General features: G+C 56.9%; 13 protein-coding genes. All 13 read right to left on the bottom strand.

Annotation, left to right across the window (positions count from 1 at the left end):
* Nucleotides 1–19 precede the first annotated feature (19 nt).
* On the bottom strand, nucleotides 20–1,663 hold the full coding sequence (locus MYS68_RS02940; protein WP_248924389.1) for an extracellular solute-binding protein: 1,644 nt from the start codon (nucleotides 1,661–1,663) through the stop codon (nucleotides 20–22).
* Between the two features lie 27 nt (nucleotides 1,664–1,690).
* Nucleotides 1,691–2,578, bottom strand: a complete 888-nt coding sequence (locus MYS68_RS02935; RefSeq protein ID WP_248924388.1) for a carbohydrate ABC transporter permease — start codon at nucleotides 2,576–2,578, stop codon at nucleotides 1,691–1,693.
* Nucleotides 2,579–2,591: 13 nt separating this feature from the next.
* The gene (locus MYS68_RS02930; RefSeq protein ID WP_248924387.1) at nucleotides 2,592–3,449 is read right to left on the bottom strand and encodes an ABC transporter permease; all 858 of its coding nucleotides are present in this window, start codon (nucleotides 3,447–3,449) and stop codon (nucleotides 2,592–2,594) included.
* Between the two features lie 542 nt (nucleotides 3,450–3,991).
* Nucleotides 3,992–5,164: a group II intron reverse transcriptase/maturase gene (ltrA, locus tag MYS68_RS02925; RefSeq protein WP_248924386.1), complete on the bottom strand. Its 1,173-nt coding sequence runs from the start codon at nucleotides 5,162–5,164 to the stop codon at nucleotides 3,992–3,994.
* Between the two features lie 685 nt (nucleotides 5,165–5,849).
* Complete coding sequence (locus MYS68_RS02920; protein WP_248924385.1) at nucleotides 5,850–8,207, bottom strand: helix-turn-helix domain-containing protein; 2,358 nt, start codon at nucleotides 8,205–8,207, stop codon at nucleotides 5,850–5,852.
* Nucleotides 8,208–8,242: 35 nt separating this feature from the next.
* Nucleotides 8,243–9,838 carry an extracellular solute-binding protein gene (locus MYS68_RS02915; RefSeq protein ID WP_248924384.1) on the bottom strand — a complete coding sequence of 532 codons (1,596 nt, stop codon included), beginning with the start codon at nucleotides 9,836–9,838 and terminating at the stop codon, nucleotides 8,243–8,245.
* A 225-nt stretch (nucleotides 9,839–10,063) separates the two neighbouring features.
* Nucleotides 10,064–10,297, bottom strand: a complete 234-nt coding sequence (locus MYS68_RS02910) for a hypothetical protein (RefSeq protein ID WP_248924383.1) — start codon at nucleotides 10,295–10,297, stop codon at nucleotides 10,064–10,066.
* Entirely contained in the window at nucleotides 10,294–10,602 is a 309-nt protein-coding gene (locus MYS68_RS02905; protein ID WP_248924382.1) for a hypothetical protein, read from the bottom strand. The genes MYS68_RS02910 and MYS68_RS02905 overlap by 4 nt, the downstream gene beginning before the upstream one ends.
* Before the next feature lie 586 nt (nucleotides 10,603–11,188).
* Nucleotides 11,189–13,654, bottom strand: coding sequence for a glycosylhydrolase-like jelly roll fold domain-containing protein (locus tag MYS68_RS02900; RefSeq protein ID WP_248924381.1), 2,466 nt, complete (start codon nucleotides 13,652–13,654; stop codon nucleotides 11,189–11,191).
* Nucleotides 13,655–13,726: 72 nt separating this feature from the next.
* A complete protein-coding gene (locus MYS68_RS02895; RefSeq protein WP_248924380.1) occupies nucleotides 13,727–14,863 on the bottom strand; it encodes a DUF6807 domain-containing protein in 1,137 nt (378 codons plus the stop codon).
* Between the two features lie 2 nt (nucleotides 14,864–14,865).
* A complete protein-coding gene (locus MYS68_RS02890) occupies nucleotides 14,866–15,750 on the bottom strand; it encodes a sugar phosphate isomerase/epimerase family protein (RefSeq protein WP_248924379.1) in 885 nt (294 codons plus the stop codon).
* A 5-nt stretch (nucleotides 15,751–15,755) separates the two neighbouring features.
* Complete coding sequence (locus MYS68_RS02885) at nucleotides 15,756–16,835, bottom strand: Gfo/Idh/MocA family protein (protein ID WP_248924378.1); 1,080 nt, start codon at nucleotides 16,833–16,835, stop codon at nucleotides 15,756–15,758.
* Between the two features lie 62 nt (nucleotides 16,836–16,897).
* A complete protein-coding gene (locus tag MYS68_RS02880) occupies nucleotides 16,898–18,961 on the bottom strand; it encodes a glycoside hydrolase family 65 (RefSeq protein WP_248924377.1) in 2,064 nt (687 codons plus the stop codon).
* Nucleotides 18,962–19,145: the final 184 nt, after the last annotated feature.

The following is a 19,145-nucleotide window of genomic DNA, read 5'->3' as shown; positions in this document are numbered from 1 at the left end:
GCCCGTTATTTTCGACCTGCTACTTTTTCAGCCGCGCCAACGCATCGTTGTAAATTTTCTCCAGCTCGCCCGCGCCCATATCTCTCGCTTTTTTGATGACCGCGTCATATTCGTCGATTTTTTTGACGCCCATAATAAACTTGTCGTATTCCTGATCGAGCATCGTATTGAGAGTAACGTTCAGCTCTTTGACGCGGGACGCTTCCTGCTTGGTGAGCGGCGGATCCATGACCGGTTCGACGTAAGCCTTGTCGCCCGCGATAATGTTCCAGTACTCCTCGTTTAAAGCATCCCAGTTTCCGGACAGCTTTTCAATCTGAAATTGCGTCATTGTATTGGTGTAATGCGGCGTAAAGCTGAGCTGGCAGCATCCGAGATCGGAATAGATCGCATAGTACGGCGTCGGCGTCGCGTTTTTGAATTTCGCCACGTAATCCTCCTTGAACTTCGGCTGCCCTTTCTCATCCTTCGTATAATGGACGCCTTCGATCCCGAAGTTCATCAGGTTCGACGCCTCCTCCGAGTACATCCAGTCGATCAGCTTGACGAGCAGCTCGGGGTCCTTCGCCTTCGCGCTGATCGCAAACGCCTTGCCTGTGAACACAGTGGCGTAGAAATTGGCACGCGCCTTGCCCGGCGCATATTCGGGAATCGGCAGCACCTGGAACTTGGCGTCCGGCTGCGTTTTCCGCAAATCCCGCGTGTAGTTGAGCCCGAAGCCGCTGTTGTCGAGCATGAAAAACGACTTGCCGCTGGTCAGCTTCTCCACCCACTGCTGCTGGGTAGCCACCGCATAGTCCGGGTCGAGCACGCCCATTTTGTACGCTTTGTTAAAATAGGCGAGCACGTTTTTGAAAGCCGGCGTCGCCGGGCCGTACACATATTTGCCGCCGTCCGCGTCCTTGTCGAAATACATCCCGTTTCCTTTGCTGTAGCCGCTGCCGAGCATGTAGCTGCCCGTCGCCAGCAGCTGCTGGGTACCGTTGCGCGTCGACCATGGCCGCGATTCCGGGTACAGCTCCTTCAGCTTGCCGAGCACGGTAAGAAGCTCATCGAACGTTTTCGGGGCGGCGAGCTGGTGTTTCTTCAGCAGGTCCTCGCGGATAACCGGCCCGAAGCCGTTTTTCGCTTCGTTTCGGGCGACGGCGGGAAAGGCGTACAGCTCGCCGTCCACGGTCATTTTGACCATATCGGGGTTCGCGTCCCAAATCTTTTTGAAATTGGGCATCAGCCCTTTCTTCATGTAATCCGTAAGCGGCAGGAATACCCCGGTCGAGCCGAAATCGTTCAGATCCTGTTTCTCCACCTGGATAATGTCCGGCAGGTTATTGGTCGCGATCAGCGTTTTCTTCTTATCGTTGTAATTGCTCCCCGGCACCGTCTCGAATTCGAGCTTGATGCCCGTGCGCTTCAAAATTTCCTGCTGAATCGGCGAGTTGTTTTTCACCGGCTGGTTCGCCGCTTCGGAAAACACCACCTTCACCGTACGCTCTTTGTCGGACAGCTTTCCTCCCGCAGGGGCGGCCGCTTGTCCGCCGGTTCCTTCCGTTTTGCTCCCAGGCGCCGGGGACGAGCCGTTTCCGCCTCCGCAGGCGGCAAGGCCCGCGGCCAAAATCACGCTTGCTGCCGATAAGCCCGCCGCTTTTTTCCATTTTTTCGCCATGCCAGTTCCTCCTCCATATTGAAATTTTCAGCCCTTCAGAGCGCCGATCATAACCCCTTTGGCAAAATACTTTTGCAAATAAGGGTATACCGCCAATATCGGCACGACGGAGATGATGATCACCGCGTATTTGTAGTTGGCCGCGACGACCCGGAAGCCCGAGCCGACGCTGCCGATCTCCCCCTGCTGGTCGGCGAATTCGCCGGCGATGACGATATTCCGCAGCAGCACCTGCACCGGATACATGTCCTTGCTGTTCAAATAAAGCAGCGACGGGAAAAAGCTGTTCCAGTGATGGACCGCGTAAAACAGCACCATTGTGGCGATGATCGGCATCGACAGTGGCATGATGATCCGGGCCAAAATCTGGATATCGTTCGCCCCGTCCAAAAACGCCGATTCCTGCAGCGAAACCGGGATGCCTTCGAAGAACGTTTTCATGATGATCATGTTGAACGTGTTGATTGCCGGAGGCAGCACGATCGCCCACATCGTATCGATCAGCCCCAGCTTCTGCACGACCAGATACGTCGGAATGAGCCCTCCGCTCAGAAACATCGTGAAGGCGATGATGAAGATAAAGAAACTCCGCCCGTACATGTCCTTGCGCGATAGCGAAAAGGCGCACATCGCCGACAGCACGACGTTGATGGCCGTGCCGACCGTCGTGTAGAGCAGCGTATTGCGGTAGGCGTTCCAAATGTCCTTGTTTTTAAAAATGATTTTGTACGCTTCCAGCGTCACATCGTGCGGGATGAATTTGACCAGCCCGCGGTTGACCGCGCTGCCGTCGCTGATCGACACGATGAAAATGTAATACATCGGATACAGCGTAACGAAAACGAGCGCGATCAGCGCTGCGATAATGACGCCGTCGAATAATCTGGAGCCGAAGGAAACGCGTCGTTTGCTCATAAGCGGTCACCCTTTACCAAAGCCCGGTTTGGCTGATTTTTTTCGAAGCCCGGTTCGCACCGTACAGCAGCACGAGCCCGACCGCCGCCTGGAACAGCTCGACCGCCGTCGCGTAGCTGAAATCGCTGCCCAGCAGCCCTCTGCGGTACACGAAGGTGGAGATGACATCCGCCGTTTCGTAGGTGGAGCCGTTGTACAGCAGGATGATTTTCTCGAAGCCGATCGACATCAGCCTGCCCAGGTTCAGAATGAGCATGATCGAGATCGTCGGCGCGATGCCGGGCAGCGTGATGCTGAGCAGCTGCTGCCAGCGGTTGGCGCCGTCGATTTTCGCCGCGTCGTACAATTCCACGTCCACCGCCGTAAGCGCTGCCAAATAAATGATCGAACCCCAGCCGACGTTTTGCCAAATGCCCGAAGCGACAAAGATCGTCCGGAACCATTCCGGCATCATCAAAAATTTGACCGGCTCATGGCCGAACCACTGCACCACTTGATTGATGAGCCCGTCCGTGGACAAAAAGTTGACGATCATGCCGCAAACGACCACCGTCGAAATAAAATGCGGCAAATAGCTGATGCTTTGAACGACGCGCCGGAACAGCTGATTTTTCACCTCATTCAGCATCAGCGCCAGCACGATCGGAGCCGGAAACGCCCAGATCAGCTCGTAGACGTTGATGAGCAGCGTATTGCGAACCAGCTTCCAGAAATACGGATCTTTCAAAAACTTCTCGAAATGCTGCAGGCCGACCCAGGGGCTGCCCGAAATGCCTTTGACGATGTTGTAATCCTTGAAAGCGATGCTGATCCCGTACATCGGCCAGTAATGAAAAATAACGTAGTAGCAAAACGGAACAAAAAAAATCATGTACAAATATTTGCTTCTCGTTATCCCGCGGATGACCGGATGGCTCGCTCCGGTCCGGCCGACGGCCGTGAGCGGCCTGACTCCCTGCTCTCGAATAACAATCCCCCCTGTTCCCTGCGGCCGGATATTCGGTGCATGCCCCGTCGTCCGGCCGCCGGGCGGAATCGCATCCGCCCGCTGAGCCTTATTATAGGGAGCGGCCGTCCGGCGTGAAAAGCACCGATGTAGGGCGTGGGTGATGCAATTTTCTCACTCGCCGCGGTTTGATTCAGATTTCTCCCGCTGTCCGAATTTCCCACATGCCGCGCAATCGAGTAGGCCCATGAATGAATTCATGGGCCTCTCACAGAACCGGACGTGCGGGTCATCGCATCCGGCTCCTCCGCGCTTATCCCCGCTGGGGATGATGTTCATTATAGATGTCTACGAGAAAAACGAGACCTCTTTCTCTGAACCAATCGTTTGGCATTGCAACACTGGCTGGCTTGGATAGCGAGCTTCTCCATGCGAACATACGCATCTTGGGAAGCTCTCCCCTCCACTTATTCTTTCTTAGTGCCCTGTAGAAGTTCTTCGGCTTTTTTCCAGCTCCGCAACTGTACCATCCGGAGCCTTCTCCTTATCCATGCATCGTACTCTCTCATCAGACTTCCTACGTTGCCCCAGCCAAAATAGCTACCCCATCCACGTAAATATGGATTCAACTTCTTTCGGATCAGCTGTTCCACATTCACCGTTTGGTTCCGCCGCGTAATTGCTTTCACGCGTTCTTTAAATTTCTGTTTGGCTTTCGAGGATGGAGTAACCCAAAATCCCGGTTTAAACTCATGACCTAGGAACATAAAGGACTGTTCCAAGTTGTTCACGATCTTGGTTTTCTCCGGGTGTACTTTGAGCCCAAGCTCTTGTTCCAGTAGACGAATAACACCTTGGAGTACCCTCTCTGCCCCCTTTTGGGATTTGCAGCAGATCACAAAATCATCGGCGTACCGTGTTATACGGTGCTTCCGTTCAGTCATGAGCTTATCCAGCGGGTTTAGGTAGATATTCGCCAAAAGCGGACTAATAACCCCACCCTGTGGACTTCCTTGCTCGTTCAGGTGAAAACTTCCGTTCTCCATGACTCCGGACTTTAAGAAGCTTTCTATGAGCTTTAGGACACTACCATCCACCACTTCTTCCTTGACGGCCTTAAGCAACTTGTCATGTGGAATGAGATCGAAATACGATTTCAGGTCGGCGTCGATCACATAAACGTATCCATCCATGAGATCTTTCCGAATGTTCTCCAGCGCCATGTGTGCACTGCGTCCCGGGCGAAACCCAAAACTACACTCCATAAATGTCGCCTCGTAAATCGGTTCGAGGATTCGGCGGGTCGCCGCCTGTACTACGCGATCGCGAATTGCGGGTATCCCGAGCGGCCTTTGACCCCCATTTTCCTTGGAAATGTACATGCGCCTGACCGGCATCGGCTTGTATGCCTTCGCCCGCAGCTCCTGCTGAAGCGTTCTTAAGTTACGCTCCAGTTCACTCTCGAATACCTTTATGGTCACTCCGTCTACTCCCGCTGCTCCCCGGTTGCGCTTGACCTCCCGGAATGCCTCCTCAAGGTTCGGCATCGCCCATATCTTGTCGATGAGGCTGTGCCATCTGCGTTTTCTCGGGACTTCTACTCCCTCACGAAAGCCTACCTCTCCTTTTCCTTCCTTCATGTCTCGTGTTCCTTCCCTTTCAGTTTCCGGACGTATAGCTAATCTTTCAGCCTTTCCGGTTCCCCTTCGGTACTCCGCCCCAGACGGCCTACCCTTTTGTTCAGCCCCGGCTCTTCGCTCTTCTTGGCTCCCCGGCTTCTGTCTGGCACATGACGGCTTCCTAGGTGGTTATGCTTTTCTTCCACGGTTCCGGGCTTCGCACCAAGTCTTTGCCTTTTGGGTCTAAGCTTGCACCGACAACGTTGGTGTCGGTTCACTTGCCATTGCGGCTTTTCCGGCAAGCTTTCTCACTACTATCCCTTCGTATGACTGCTCACCATCCATCATTCTGTCTTAGCCCTATAAGCCTTGAAAAGAGTTTACCGCTATGCGGAAGACGATAAGCCCTCCTTGGGTCACGTCATCGTCTTTCCCCCGAATCCAGTCCTCCTAACTTTCGAAGCCTATGGTGGTATAGGACGTCCCCTTCTCTTGCAGGGTTATCCGGCTTCGCCAGCCAACATGGTTCATGCCGCCTGTTCCGGGTTTTGCCTTCTGATCCTCCGCACCCTCCCTTACGGCCAGAGCACTACCAGTCGGCTATGCGCTTCCGCCACCCCGCGGTGCGCTCGGGACTTTCACCCGTTAGTACGATGCGCTGCCAAGCGCACAAAAGCCGCGGACTTCGCAGTCCGCGGCTTACCGATTAAGACGTCATATGGTTTCGATGAATCGTGCGGTATTCGTTGGGGGAAACGCCTTCCATTTTTTTGAACACGCGCAAAAAGGTCGTCCGGCTCGGAATGCCGATCGCCTCCGCGATGTCGTTCACCCGCATATCCGTTTCGGCCAGCAGTCCTTTCGCTTTTTCCATGCGCACCTGGTTGATGAAATCTGTCAAATTGACGCCGGTTTTCTCCTTGAACACCCGGGACACATATTTGACGGAAACCCCCATCTCCCCGGCGATCTGCTCCAACCCCAAATCCTTCGTATAGTTTTCCTCGATATATTTCTCGATCAGCGTCACGAGGCTGCCCGATTTCGGGCTGTTTTCCTGCTTCGTCGCCTCGATGATTTGGCGGTAAAACGATAAAATTTCCCCCTGAAGCTCTTTCGCCGCCGCGAACGGCTCCGTACGGTCCGACGCCGCGGAAAACCCCGGCAGGCTGCCGAGCGGCAGCTTCCGGATGTCCACACCCCGTTCGGCCAAATAGCGAATGCCGGTTGTTTGCAGCTCCTTGAACAGAAGCTGAAGATACTCGTACGAAATGCCCTCCCTCATGTTCGAAGCCACGATATCTTCGATGATCGCAGGCAGGCTTTCGGCATTTCCCAGCTTGAGATGGTTCAATATTTTTTGTTCGTCGAAAAAGGAATACAAAAAACGGTGCTCAATCCGGAGCTGTTCCGAGTCGACGATTTGGAATCGCTCCCCGGCGCTCCTTTTCCCGATCGCCGTCATCGCTTCGTTGTAGGAAACGCCGATCTCGTTGATGCCCTCGTAAAACGTTCCGATGCCGACCGTCAAATCGTAATACATGTGGATGTCGTAGCGGAATATGTCCAGCAAATCCCGGAACGCCCGGTGCAGCAGCTTCGTATCCGCAGGCGCGTCCGCATTGACGATGCCGACGAACAGATTTTGCCGGTATTCCAGCACATAAGCCGGGGCCTGCCGCCCGAGCAGCGTCCAGACGATTTTCTTGACTCCATTCATCACGTTGATCCGGTCGGTATCGGGAATGCTCTCGTAAAAAGCCTCCTTCAGATCGAAATGTACGGCGCAGCAAACGAAGCCCTTGCGGTCGAAGCCGAAATCGGCGCGGAGCGTTTCCCGCAAAATCTCCTCCTGATTAAGCGTATGACCCTTCAGCAGAAAAAGAAAGGACGACTCGACATAGTCGCTCGTATTGCGGTCGTATTTCATTTTATAATTCAAATGACGGTCGGCCAGCCCGCGGATGCCCAGCTGGATCTGCTCAAATTCGTTGGAAGGAGCGCCGGAATAGCCTTTTCCGCTGTCGTTCCACAGCTCGCTTTGGTCCAGTAAAATGTTGCGGATGTTGCGGATCGGGTTATATATGCGGTAACTGAAAATAAAGGCAAATGCCGCCCCCATCACGACCAGCACCAGACAAAGAATCAGCGTCATCTGCAAAATGCCGCGCGTATGGCGGGCAAACTCTTCCGCCGGTGTGAGCGAGTAGTATTCCCAGCCGTAAAGTCCCGATTCCGCCCGGGCAACCTCGTATTTATTCCCCATCAGCTCCATTTCCGCGGCGGGAAGCTTCCGTTCGCGAAGCATCCCGGAAAATAGAGGGTCGTTCGTGTAGCCCTGCGGATCGTAAATCGGCTGCCCGTTTCCGTCCACGACGACGTATTGCGTCGAACCGAATACCGCGCTGCCCTTCAGCACGTTCTCGATGGCTTCCACCGCCACGTTCAAAACCATGACCGCGGTATGGTCCTGAATGCGGTCCATGATGACGATGGGGACTACCTGCTTGTCATGAATGCCTTCCCGTTTGACTGCCGCAGCCGGGAGCAGCTCGATATATTTGTCCGATTTCAGCTTCTCCGCCCAATAGGCCGCGTCGTACTTATCGTATTTGTACATTTTGCCGAAAAACGATTGAAACTGGTTGACCCCGCCGCTGACATACACGTCCTTGTCGTCGATGAATACAAACATGCGGTCGGTGAAATCGCTTATAATATTTTCGTTGCGCTGAATGATGCGGGGCAGACGCCAGATCTCCGTTCTTACCTCGAGGCTCATCTGCTCCTTCGGCATGAGCAGCATATGCACCATATCGTCGTTGAAAAAATCGAGGCTCGTTTCCTGAATCGACTCCAGGTTGGCGTCCATCGTGCCGGCCGCGTTTTGCAGATTCGTTTTGATCCGCTCGTTAAAATCTTTTTTCATAATTTGCACGGAGTACATATACGTAGACACTCCGGTGATGATAATCGGAATCAGCAAGGAAAGAAAATAAAACAATATTTTAACGAACAGCCGGTTCTCCTTGCCGGCGGCCAGCGGGTTATTCCGCATGCTCATCGGTGCGATCCCTACTTTCCGAAAAACTCAAACCCTTATTTCTTATGCAGGCGGTTCAGCGCTTGGTTGTATATGTCTTCAAGCTCGCCGCCCCCCAGCTCGCGGGCTTTTTGCATCACCTTGTCGTATTCGTCCAAAGGCTTCAGCCCCATGATGAATTTGTCGAACTCCCGGTTCAGCATCGTGTTCAGGCGGATGTTCAGCTCCTTCACGCGGGCGGCCTCGGCCTTCGTCAGAGGCGGGTCGATGACCGGCTCGCGGTACGCTTTATCGCTGCCCACGATACGCCAATACTCATCGTTCAGCCCGTCCCAGCTGCCGGTCAGCTTCTCGATTTGAAACTGCGACATCGTGTTCGAGTAATACGGCGTAAAGCTGAGCTGGCAGCACCCGAGCTCGGAAAACACCGCATAATACGGAGTCGGTCCGGCGCCGGCAAACCGGCTGACGAATTCCTTCCGGTACTCCGGCCGCCCTTTGTCATCCAGCGTATAATGCACGCCCTCGACCCCAAAATTCATCAGCCTGAAAGCCTCCTCGGAATACATCCAATCGATCAGCTTGACGAGCTCCTCCGGCTCCTTCGCTTTGGCGCTGACGGCGAACATCTTGCCTGAAACCGCTGACGGATAATACAGCGCCCGGGCTTTGCCGTCCTCATATTCGGGAACGGGAATGACCTGAAACGTACCTTCCGGTTCCAGCCTTCGCAAATCCCGCGTAAAATTCAAGCCGAACCCGCTGTTGTCGAGGAAAAAAAACGATTTCCCGCCCGTCAGCTTCTCCGTCCACATCTGCTGCGTAGACACCGCATAATCCGGATCAAGCACGCCCATCCGGTATGCTTTGTTCAGGTAACCCAGCACCTTCTTGAAGGCCGGAGTCGCCGGCCCGTACACGTAAGCACCGCCGGCCGCATCGTGATCGAAATAAATGCCGCCGCCCGCCCTGAATCCGCTTCCAAGCATATACGCCGTAGTTTCCAGCAGCTGCGCCGTCCCCTTGCGGATCGACCAGGGGACGGAGCCCGGATAAATTTCTTTCAGCCGGGCAAGCACATCCAGAAGCTCGTCAAATGTTCGAGGCTCCGGCAAGTTATGCTTTAGCAGCAGATCCTTCCGGATCACCGGACCGAAGCCGTTTTTGGCTTCCCCTCGCGCCAGCGCCGGAAAGCCGTACAGCTCGCCGTCGACCGTCAGCCTGTCCAGCCCGGGAGTCGCCTCCCACAGCGTCTGAAAGTGGGGCAGCTTCCCCTGCCGCATGTAGTCCATCAAGGGCAGGAAAACGCCCGCCGAGGCAAAATCGTTCGCATCCTGCTTGTCGATTTGCAGTATATCCGGCAAATTTTGCGTGGCGAGAACCGTTCTTTTCTTTTCGTTAAAGTTGCTGGCCGGAACCGCTTCATAGACCAGGTTCATCCGCGTCCTGCCGGCAATTTCCCTTTGAATCGGCGTTTCGTTATTGACTTTTTGATTGGCCGATTCGGCGAACATCACTTTCACCTGCCGCTCGCGTCCGGAACCATCGGCTTCGTCCTCCGCCTTCCGTCCCGCACCGCCGGAATCCGCTGCGAAACAGCCGGATGTGAACGCCGCGGCCAAGGCCAATGCAACAAATCCCCTTTTGCTCACGATGCACCGCTCCCCTGCCTTCTCCGGAAAAACGCTTTCATATATCATAGTATACCATTAAGAAGCGGGAACTCTACTGAAAATTCGCACTGGATCGAAACAGCCGCCGCGTCGCATCGTGCACGAAATTCCCGCAAAAAAGCAAAAAGCCGCTTCCCTCCATAATGCTGGGGAAACAGCCCGTTTCGGAGGCCGCAGCCGGGACGATAGCGCATACACCCCGGATTACCTGGGCGTCCACTCGTTCCACATTTCTTTTACCGTCTGCAGCTTCCCGACCTCATACAGCCCGATTACTTCCGTGTATCGCATGTCGGTCCACCCGGAACTGATCGTCCCGTCTTTCAGCCGGGCCACGTATGCAAGCGATTCAATCTGATCTTCCTCCCGGATATAAGAAAGCAGGTGTTCGAGCAAAAAAGCCGGTGAGATGGGGGCGTCTTTTTCCGCACCGTTCACGGCGTCTCCCCCTTCAGCTGCGAAACGACCCGCATGACGGTATCGAGCGGTTGTTCCTCCGTAAGGGGACCTAGCTCCGTATTTTGCAGAGCCATGCCGATCTGGGTAAAAACCTTCGTCCATAAAGCTCTCGTTTCGCTTCCGTCTTCTTCCCTTTCCCGGTTCTTCGCTCTAAGCACCATGTCCGCAAGCACCGCCTCCAATGCCGCCAGATCGAATTCAAGCTCTTCCATCGGCTCCCGTTCCGACATCATGCGCATGGAAAACCAGTCGTTGTAATTTAATTCGTAAATCGTCTTCTCCAAAATGCAATTACCTCCATTCATAACCATTAATTTGGTTTCCCAGGAGGTAATTTATTCGCTATTTGGTTTTTATTTGCATTTACTGTTGACGACTTCGCGGCAGACGCACAAACTTGTTTTGTTGCGGTTTTCAAGCGTTTTTCCACATCCATAAGCGCAACGACTTGGCCCAATGCTTTCAGGTTAAGCGGGACCATAGAGGAACTATGGTTCGCTAAACGGGGCAATTTCGGATATTTTCGAAAATTAGCGGAACTGAGATGATCTATTTGTCTGTTCGCTCGGTACTCGCGCCATTTTCCGGCAATTTGGCGCATCTCAGTTCCTTTATTTTTTTGATGTATCCATTTATCCGAAGATAACGCACGCGGGATCCGCTATTATAATAAATTTCGGCCCACGAGCCATACGAACGCGTTAACCTGGCAACATTGCGCATAGCAGCACCCAAGAGTCCGTCCGACGGAACGCTTCGTCGGCCGGACTCCCAGGTATCGGCGGCGGCTCATTGTTCAGGACCGGCGCTTGCGCAGCCGGATGCGGATTAGCCCGCCGGGTGCTTATGGCCAGCGCCGCTCCCGTGGTTTTACGGCTCGTAAACCGTAACGAAGACCGGTCCAACAAGTCCGGACGGCAGCTTCACGCGGTCGATCCGGCATGCCAGGCTGTTCGTCACGGCGGCGCGCAGCTCGTTGCGGCCAGGCTTTACGAACGGGCGGATATCAAACGTATACGGATGCCACATCTTCACCCCGACATGCCGGCCGTTGACCGACAGTTCAACCATTTCGTGAACTTCGCCCAAGTCGAGTACGATGCGGTCCGCTGCTTCGGGGGCATCCAAAACGAACGTGTTCGTATACTCGACGGTCCCGGAAAAATGCTCCAGCCCTTCCCGTTCCGTCCACGATCCGAGGGCGAACGATTTCCCGGGCAATGAAATCGCTGTCCCGGTCCATCCGTCCGGCAGATCAATCGTACCTTTAATGGTGGAACCTGCCGCCGCATCCGGCAGCTCCGCAAGCGGCTCCGACGGATCGACCCGGTATACGAGGCTTTGCCTGCGTTCCAGCTTCACCGCCACATTCACGCCGTTTTCCGCCCGCTTCGCACCCGCTTGGCGAATCGCCCCTACCCACGGGTCCCAAAGCTCTATGTGCCCTTCAGCACTCCAGACCGCGCTTCCTTCGTACGTCTGCTCGCCTTCGTTCACCAGCACGTAGAAATGGCTGCCATCCTTAACGACGTGGCTCATCCGAATGTCCCGGCACGGCGGCTCCAGCACGAGGTCGCGGGGCACAAGCTTATCCAGCAGCGGAACAAGCCGCTCCGCATCGGCTGCGCGCTCCGTTGCCGGCAATCCGGCTGTCCCGAAGCTTCCGCCGAGCGCAATGACGATCCCGCCGCCTGCGATAAACCGCCGGAGAGCTTGATGCGTTTCCTCCGGCCAATAACCGCCGTCTTCCACGATCAAGACGGTGTAGGCTTGGGCGGCGATACGGATCGTGCCGCCCTCAATGATCGCTTTGGAAACAAGCAGCTTCTCTTCCAAATAATTGAATTCCCGCTGGTTTTGAAACAGCGGCTTCGCCGCCTGCCAGGATAAGCCGTCTTCGCGGCTGAGTACGGCGATCGGCGTCACATTGGCGCTGTCCGTCATGAGCCAGCTCATTCTTTTGATGTAGTCGGCAAAAAGACGGTAATGCGGCCACCAGATGTTGTTCGGCCCGACGTCCGGCGGGCGTTCGTTCACCCGGCGCGGACCGTCGATCGAATAATAAAATGCATGCGGACATATCAAATTGACGCCGCGCACGAACAGCCAGTCGAAGTACCACTTCATGTCGCCGCCGCTGAGCGCCCAGCCGCCCCCGGGCGAGCAAACGCCCAGCACCTCGTTCAGGTTGCGGCGTCTTCCCCGGTGCCTTGCCGCATCCGCGGAGCATTTGCCGGCTGTGCTGTGCACACCCTCCAAAGCCAATCCATCCTCCGGAGCAACCCAGCGCCACACGACGTCCTGTCCCGGGATCTGAAAATGCTCCAGCAGCCCGATCTCGTCGCTGCCCGCCGGATGCCCGGTCAGCGCTATGCCGTGCTGCGCGCACCAGTCGCTGAGCGGCTTATAGTAGGCGGCGATCAGCCGGTTATGAACCGCCTTGCGGTATAAGGCACGGACCGTTTCCGCCTGTTCCGCCTCCAGCCAAAGCGCGGGCAAATCGCTCTCCTTGCCGCCTTCCCGCATAAACGCTCCGAGAAAACCGTTCGTCCAGGGGTGAAGCCCCTTCGCATGCCGTCTGCCGAGTATGTCCGGCTCATCGGTGAACATGGCGATGACGGTGCTGCCGAAATACGGCTTGAGCCTTTCGTAGTAACGGTCGTGCGTTAACCTGATGAACGTTGCGGTCGCCTCCGGATTAAGCAAATCCGCGGACGGCGGCGCGTTCGGCTCGCGATCGTCCTCCCCGAAATGGATGCCGCGGATCGTGCCTTTGGAAAACGTTTCGATAAACAGCGCGATCGACCATTCGCCATCCCCGGCAGGCGGCTCGAAACGGACGGCACCGCCTTTCGGCTCCAGCACGACCGTCGCCGTGCCGTCGATTCGCTGCGCGCCCAGCTTCTTCACCGCCTGCGCGGAAACGAGCACGTCGCCGCCGCCGAGGACGGCCGCCAGCTGCACCGGCTCTCCGCAGGGCAGCTCGGCCATTTTCAGGCCGCGGCTTGCGTACGCGGGGTTTTCCCGCACGACGAACCCTTTGGCCGAGCCGGACGGATACATCGCCTCGTCGTACAAAATTACGGTCATCCCGCGACGAGCCGCTTCCTTGACGGCCGTTTCCACCAGATCCATGTAAATATCCGACAAGTACGGAATCGACTCGGGAATTCCGATCCGCGGATGGACGACGAACCCCATCACGCCTTTTTCCGCAAAATCGGCAATCTGCCGTAAAATTTCCTCCGGCGTGAGGGTATCGTTCCAAAACCAGAACGGGATCGGCGTATTTTCGTCCGAAGGCTCAAGAAACTGCTGCTGCAGCGAATGATTCATATCGTCCGTCACTCCTCCGATTCAATCATGTACCGTACAGTCGTTCGAGCCGATGCAGGAGCGGGTTTCCCGCTACTCCTCTTCCACCCGCGTCACAACCGGCGGATGGATGTAGTCCTGGTATTTGTGCGCCACCTTGCCCGCGGCGGCATCGCCTTCATGAAAATAAACCCGGTGCTTGTACCGGACCGATTGTCCTTTCTTGTACAGCTTCCCGCCGGCAAAATAAAAATTGTTCGCGGCGAGCAGCCCGTAATCGCGAACGTGCCAGTAAGTCGGGAAACCGTCGTTGTCCGGATGGTCGAACGCGGCGATGCCGAGCGTATGTCCGCCGACATTGCCGGAATAATCGCACCATACGGCGCGCTGGCCCCAGCACTCCGCTTCCCCGATCGAGCCGTGGGAGTTTGTGATCGTGCCGCCGTTTTCGGCTTTCATCGATTCCGCGACGCGAATGCCGAGCGGACCCGCTTCCTTCGTCGCGCCGAACTCGACCCGGTCCCGGTTAAAGACGAACTCGAAATCGAGGTCGATGATGCGCCCTCCGGCCGGCGTATTGTAAAACGTTACCGTGCGCTTTTCCGCAAGCTGCGGTTTTTCCGAATACGTGCACCAGTCCAGCGACATCTTCAGCCTTCCGAATACAGGTCCGGACGTCTTTTCCGCAAAGCCGGCCAGCCTTTGCTTGCCGTGCTTGTCCTTCGGCTCGTTCCACATGTCGATGCCGTTCACATCGCCGATCGCAAGCCAAAGCGAGCGGTGATGGGGATGCTCTTTCGTTTCGAAATCGAGCCGGGTAAAGCTGTCCCCGTACGGCCCCATGACCGGACCGATGTACGGCTTGGCGAGGTCCGGGTCGAATACGCAGGATGTAAAGTATGTACCTCCGATCAAGACGTCGATTTGCCGTTCCTTTTCGTCCAGACGGACGCCCGCCGCCGCCTCGGAAGCCGGGTTCTCCCCGGAGTAGACGTCATAACGGCGCGATTCGCCGGGAAGCAGACGCTCGACGATCCAATGAAACACCAGATCGTCATGGGTTTCCTCGCATTGGAGAGGGACCGTTTCGCCGCCGGGTCCCTGCAAATAAAAAAGGCCGGCCGGGTTTCCCCGCAGCACGGGATTGCCCGTCGGGATCGTAAACGACACCGGGCAAAATTCGCGAAGGTGATTGCCTGCATGGACGACTAAACTGAACAAGAAGGACATGCTCATTGCTCCCCGCTTTCGTAGATTCGGTTCATCAGCCGCTTGATGTGGACCAACGATTCCGCGCTGTCCGCCGGCAAATCGGCGGACGTGCATTCGGCCGATACCCTTCCATCATACCCGCTGTCCCGCAGTCTGCCAAGCAGGGCGGCAATATCGACGCCTCCCGCCGCTTCGCCTTTCGGGAAGCTCCGGTCAAACTCCGCATAATGCACATGCGCGAGCATGTCTTTCGACACGGCCGCCCCGATAATGTCCTGTCCTTCCTCCTCGAGATGCATATGGTAAGCGTCAGCCAGCACGCGGATGCGGGGCAGCCGGAGCGTTTCGGCAAGCTCCAGCGCCTCGGCCACCTTGTTGATCGCGTTGCTTTCGCTCCGGTTCAGCGGCTCGATCGCAATCGTGATGCCGTAGGTTTCGGCCAATTCCCCGCACATGACGAGGAACTGACGGATTTGCTCCATGCCCTGCTCCGTCGTGTACGGCGCCGGCACCGTCCGAGCTGCTCCGCTGCCGAACACGATCACTTCGCCGCCGGCGGCGCGAACCCGCTGCATCGCCAGCTCCACGTAAGCCCTCACTGCGGACGGCTCCGCCGCCTCCGGCCCGGTCAGCTTCAGCGATGCGGGAATGAAGCTGTTGAACACCGGAATGACGATGCCGCGCTGCCGCAGCAGACGGACGAATCGCTCGAAGTCCGCTTCGGACAGCTGCACGACCGCGCCGACGGTCAGCTCCGCAAAGTCGTAGCCCGCATCCAGCAGCCCGCTTACGCCTTCGAGCAGCGAAGAGACCGGGTCCTGCTGCGCGGCGCTGCGGTCTCCGCTTTGCGGCATAAACGAGCCCGCCGTTAGGCAGCAGCCGATGAGAGGTTTGGGACGACTCATGCCGCTCACCCCTCTGCCGGCGGAACGAAGGGCAGAAACACTTCCTTGCCCGTTCGCGCCGATTCGTAAATCGCCTGTACGATTTCCACGGAAGCCCTGCCTTCGATGCCCTGGATCATCGGCGGTCGGTTCTCGATCACGGCTTCGATCATATCCTGCACCTGGCCGGCATGCCCGACCTTCGGCAAGGCGGACGGATCGGCCGCCGCGGGAGCGGATCCGCCCGCTCCGAACTGCTCCAGCACGCTCGCCTCTTCGGCAAAACCTTCGTCGTCCGCCATTTTGAACAGCTCGAGCTTGTTGTTTTTGCCGTACATCGAACCTTTGGCGCCGTGAATTTGAATCGAAACCTCGAGGCCCGGATAAGCGCACGTCGTGCCGATCAACGTCCCGATAGCTCCGTTTTCGAACGTGATGACGGCGACCGCCGTATCCTCCACCTCGATCGGATGGGTGTAAGTGCCGGTTTTGGCGAACACGCTTTTGACCGGCCCCATCAGCCACTGCATCAAGTCGACGGTATGGATCGTCTGGTTCATCACGACGCCGCCGCCGTTCATCGCCCAGGTGGCCCGCCAGCCGCCGTTTTTGCCGTAATACGCTTCGTCGCGGTACCATTTGAGATGAAAGTTGCCGGTAATGAGCTTGCCGAGCCTTCCGCAGTCGATCGTCTCCTTCATTTTGCGGTTGGCGGGAGCAAGCCGGTTTTGGAACACGCAGCCAAGAAACTTTTTCTCCTCTTCGGCGACCCGCAGCATTTCGTCGATGCGGTCCAGCCGGATTTCAAGCGGCTTCTCGGTCAGCACATGCTTGCCTGCGCGCAGCGCCATCACCGTATGGTCGCGGTGCATGCCGCTCGGCGTGCAGACGCTGACGGCTTCGATATCCGGCCGCCGCAAAAGCTCTTCGTAGCTCGTGTACCGGTTCTCCGGTGCGATGCCGAATTCGTCGCCGAGCTTGTGCAGCAGCTCCTCGTTTCTGTCGCAAATCGCTACAAACTTGCAGCCTTTCGCTTTAACGGCGCTTGCGACGTGGCTTCTGCCGACGCCGAGGCCGGATACCGCATACCCGATTTCCCTTGTCATCCTTGTCTCCCCCTCGGTTTATGGTCATCGAATCATCCGCTTCCTTCATTCATTCCGCAGCTTTACAGCCAAGGCTTGATCCCTTCGCAGCGAACCGTCCAGCTGCCGTCGTCCGGAAAGCCGGGCGCGTGTTTGTCCGGCCCGCCCTGCCAGCCGCCCGCCATCATCGCGATTGCGGCGAGCAGCCCGCCGTTGCCGGGCAAATAAGCGAGCAGCCCCGGACGCTGATAGTTGTGCCCGTTCGGCAGATAGGTATTTTTGGTCACGTCCATCATCAAAAAATCGACGGCGAGAGCACCTTCCCCGAGCCTTGCGGCCGTCATCGCCGCCATCGGATAGTCCCAGCCCCAGGTCGTCTCCCAACGCCAGCTTTCCTTGACCTTCAGCAGCGTGCGCCGCATCGTTTCGCGGTCGACCATTTGGCCCGGCAGCATGCCGAGCGCGCCGAGCATCGACGGATGATCCGTATTCGCTTCGGTATATGTGTTCGGACAGTTTTCGTGCGCAAGATAGACGCCATCCGCCTGCGGAAGCGGCGACAGCCGCCCGGCGACCTGCTTCCACAGCGGATTCGCGGCTTGGCCCATCCTTTCCGCCCACAGCGCCGCAAGCTCCAGCCCGTGACGCCAATATTCGAGCTCGTACGTCGGGTTCCATGTATCCTCGGGTTTATGCAGCTCCTGCGCCGGAATCAGCGGAGGACCGAGCACGTACCGGCCCCCGGGTTCGTCCCATTCCGCGAAGGAGGCCATGAATTCCGCCGACTCCAGCACGATGTCGCCGTACCGCCGCAGCGTCTCTTCCGTCGGCTCCGCCAAATAGAGCAGCTCGGCCAGCACGATCGGATGCGGCTGCTGCCAGATGAGCAGCGGCGCGATCGGCGAGGGGCTCTGCTCCCCGTCCGGCCCGATCATCTTCGGCCAGCGCGCGCCGGCGTAGCCCTGCGACCGTGCCAGCTCGCGGGCATACGGCAATATGCCGCGGTACCAGTCCATGCTGCGGGCAAGCAGCGAGCCCCGGCCCCACAGCGGAAAATGCACCGCATGCCACCAGTGCATTTCGAGGTGGGGCTTGCCGAACCAGCTGTTGTACAGCAGCCCCGTCTCCTGCGGCGGCAGCGAGCCGGCGCTGTGGATCGCCGTCAAAAACTGCGAAAGCACAATGCGCCGCTCCAGCTCATTTGCGCGCGGGTCACGGCTGTCCGCCAGCTCGACCGCCCCCCCTTCGCTCCAAAACCGTTCCCAATGGGACCGGCTAAGCTCCGTTATTTCCTTAATATCTGAAGGCGATTGCGACTTGGCTGCCTGCGAAAATCCGACGGCCAATTCGAGGCGATCCGACGTCCCATTGCCGCGCAGCATAAAGGCGTGGGCCCCTTCCCGAGCCAGCTCGCCTTGCGACCATTTCAGCGCAACGAAATACGAGTCCTCGTCCATCGACCGTTCGATCAATGCTTCCGTAGGCGCTTTCGGAATAAACCGCGTCTTGTGCGAATCGGGGTCCGCCCAGTTCAGCCGGATCGACTTGTCCCAGCTGCGGCTCGTCATGCCCGGCGCCGGGAAGCGGATCGCGATCTGAAGCCGCCCTTCGGCCAGCAGCGGGCTTTCCACCGTGACTCCGAGCTGCTCCATCTCCGGATGGCACGCCGTCCGCACATGTACGGGAACCCCGCCGATCCGGAAACGGCTGGTCAATATGCCGCTCCACAAATCGAGCGTTTGCTCCGCATCCGTAAGCGCGCGGGTCGTCTCCTCTTCGCCGGACGGGGAAATAAAACGAAAGCCGATTTGTCCGAGCTGCAGCCGGTGCGGGTTTTGCCGAAGCCAGTGGTACGCTTCTTCGCGATCTTCCGCATGTACCGGATAACCTCCCTTCCCGCTCTCCTCGCTGCGGTACTGCATCCTTACATCGCTTAGGCTCCAAACGTTCCTGCCGCCGGAGCTGTGCCAAGCCCACTGCGTTTGCGTGCCGAGCGGAACCTCGTACTCTTCGGGAAACGTTTGCAGTCCGGTAATATCCGCGGTAAAAGCAAATTCTCCGTTGCCGACAGACAGCGGAGCGAGCGGTGCGATTTCTTTCATGATCGGATTGTGTCTCGTGACCAAAGCTTTGCGATCGATCGACAAATGGGCCCCTCCTATCCTAGGAACAAATCCCCCAGTTATTCACAAAAATTAGCCATGCATAATTTTCCTAAGCAAATAAAAAACCAATCAATTCCATTATACCAGCCTCCCGATTTGACGTATGGGGCTTATATAGGAAGTTTATAGGGGAGCCACATCATTTTCTGCACGATTCGCCATTTAA

The sequence above is a fragment of the Paenibacillus hamazuiensis genome (assembly GCF_023276405.1).
Classification (GTDB): Bacteria; Bacillota; Bacilli; order Paenibacillales; family NBRC-103111; genus Paenibacillus_AF; species Paenibacillus_AF hamazuiensis.
This window is presented reverse-complemented; position numbering and strand designations above follow the sequence as displayed.

Coding starts and splice junctions, on each gene's coding strand:
- MYS68_RS02940 (WP_248924389.1), bottom strand. CDS start 1,663: ATGGCGAAAAAATGGAAAAAAGCGGCGGGCTTATCGGCAGCAAGCGTG.
- MYS68_RS02930 (WP_248924387.1), bottom strand. CDS start 3,449: ATGATTTTTTTTGTTCCGTTTTGCTACTACGTTATTTTTCATTACTGG.
- ltrA (WP_248924386.1), bottom strand. CDS start 5,164: ATGAAGGAAGGAAAAGGAGAGGTAGGCTTTCGTGAGGGAGTAGAAGTC.
- MYS68_RS02890 (WP_248924379.1), bottom strand. CDS start 15,750: ATGAGTCGTCCCAAACCTCTCATCGGCTGCTGCCTAACGGCGGGCTCG.
- MYS68_RS02895 (WP_248924380.1), bottom strand. CDS start 14,863: ATGTCCTTCTTGTTCAGTTTAGTCGTCCATGCAGGCAATCACCTTCGC.
- MYS68_RS02920 (WP_248924385.1), bottom strand. CDS start 8,207: ATGAGCATGCGGAATAACCCGCTGGCCGCCGGCAAGGAGAACCGGCTG.
- MYS68_RS02885 (WP_248924378.1), bottom strand. CDS start 16,835: ATGACAAGGGAAATCGGGTATGCGGTATCCGGCCTCGGCGTCGGCAGA.
- MYS68_RS02900 (WP_248924381.1), bottom strand. CDS start 13,654: ATGAATCATTCGCTGCAGCAGCAGTTTCTTGAGCCTTCGGACGAAAAT.
- MYS68_RS02935 (WP_248924388.1), bottom strand. CDS start 2,578: ATGAGCAAACGACGCGTTTCCTTCGGCTCCAGATTATTCGACGGCGTC.